At 62.1% G+C, this 2,013-nt stretch carries 1 protein-coding gene; it reads right to left on the bottom strand.

The features are described 5' to 3' along the window. Window positions 1-125: 125 nt before the first annotated feature. Entirely contained in the window at window positions 126-1,415 is a 1,290-nt protein-coding gene (locus tag IV498_RS18640; RefSeq protein ID WP_269048566.1) for an RNA polymerase sigma factor, read from the bottom strand. Between the last annotated feature and the right edge of the window lie 598 nt (window positions 1,416-2,013).

Genomic DNA, 2,013 nt, shown 5'->3' with positions numbered 1-2,013 from the left:
GGGGGCTTCCTTTATGCCCAACCGACCCGATTGGGACGGCTGCCGCACGTTCAGGTCGATCGGCTCAGCTACCGCCGGGCCGATCGACCTGAACCGATCCGTCCATGCCGACCGGCCCGGACGGATTAGTCCAGGTAATCGCGCAGCACCTGTGAGCGGGACGGATGACGCAGTTTGGACATCGTCTTGGACTCTATCTGACGAATCCGCTCGCGCGTCACGCCATAGACCTTGCCGATTTCGTCTAAAGTCTTCGGCTGGCCGTCGGTAAGCCCAAACCGCATAGCGACCACGCCCGCTTCGCGCTCCGACAGCGTGTCCAGAACGGAGTGCAACTGCTCCTGGAGCAAGGTGAAACTGACCGCGTCGGCCGGAACGACTGCCTCGGAATCCTCAATCAGGTCGCCGAACTCCGAGTCGCCGTCCTCACCCAATGGCGTATGCAGCGAAATCGGCTCGCGGCCATACTTCTGGACCTCGACAACCTTTTCCGGCGTCATGTCCAGTTCAAGGGCCAGTTCTTCCGGGGTGGGTTCGCGGCCGAGGTCCTGCAGCATCTGACGCTGAACCCTGGCCAACTTATTGATGACCTCCACCATATGCACCGGGATACGGATGGTGCGGGCCTGATCAGCCATCGCCCGCGTGATCGCCTGCCGGATCCACCAGGTGGCATAGGTGGAGAACTTAAAGCCCTTGGTGTAGTCAAACTTCTCCACCGCACGAATCAGGCCCAGGTTGCCCTCCTGGATCAAGTCCAAAAACAGCATGCCACGACCGGTGTAGCGCTTAGCGAGCGAGACCACCAGGCGCAGGTTCGCCTCCAGCAGGTGGTTCTTGGCCCGCTTACCGTCGTGGATGACCCACTGCAGTTCACGCTTGAGCTTGTCGTTGATCTTGCCGTCATCGGCGGCGAGCTTCTCCTCAGCGAAGAGCCCTGCCTCAATGCGCAATGCCAGGTCGACTTCCTGTTCGGCGTTAAGCAGCGCCACCTTGCCGATCTGCTTTAGGTAATCCTTCACGGGGTCCGCCGTCGCACCGGCGGACATCACCTGCTGGACCGGGGCGTCGTCGTCGTCCGCATCTGAGTAGACGAAACCGGTGCCGGTGGCTTCCTCCCGCACTACGGTCCCTGCGGCGACCTCGGCGCCTTCTTCGACGTCCGCCGGGTCATCCGACGTGGTGGCCTCGGCATCTGCCTCTTGGGCAACCGCGGCCTTTGCGGCGGCGCGGCTCCGTGTCGCCGTCGCCTTGCGGGCGGCGGCCTTGGGTGCGGGGGTATCCGAAATCCCGGCGGCACCCTTCTTGGCGGCCAGGGTGGCGGCACGCTTCTGCGCGGGCGTCAGCTTTTCCTCTCCGGCGGCTGCAACCTCGGAAGGAGAAGAGTCATTCCTCTTGTTGGCAGTAGAAGACACAGAAAACCTTTCTTGCGGCGGTCTGTGGCGCCACCTGCGGGCAACACCACTATGACCCTGTCAAGTCCGTGATGCTTTCACACACCAGCGACGACTGCAGAGCCACCTAGTACAACTGCCATTGTGCCGACAATGTTCCCGTCGGTTTCAGGCAATTCCCGGGCTTGCGCTCTGCGCAGTCACTCAGTATGTGAAACACGGACCCAACCGGGTCTCAGTTCCCATTGTCTCACGATTTTTTCGGCTCTGCCCCGGTGACGACGTTGGCAGAGCGCTGCCCGGCCAGACCGGCGCCTACGGCGACCAACAGGGCAGCAATGGCCGGCACAGACGGCGGCAGGACTTTACGTAGGGTGTCTCCGTTCCCTTCCGTGAGCAGGCGCGCTGCTGTGCGCAGGCTGGGCGGGCGTTGGGTTCCACCAGTCGGTGCAGGCGGCAGGGAGCGGATATTGGAGCGTCCCCGGTTTAGTGGACACGGTTGGGTTTGTCCGGGTTCCCGAGTGTAGGAGACTACTTTTATGGGTTCCACCCGCAGGAGCTTTACCGAGGAGTACAAGCGCGATGCTGTTGCGTTGATTACCGATGGTGGTTATACGGT

The organism is Paenarthrobacter sp. Z7-10 (genome assembly GCF_026932795.1).
Lineage (GTDB): Bacteria > Actinomycetota > Actinomycetes > Actinomycetales > Micrococcaceae > Arthrobacter_M.
The sequence above is the reverse complement of the archived record's forward strand: the minus strand, read 5'-3'. Positions and strand labels throughout refer to the sequence as shown.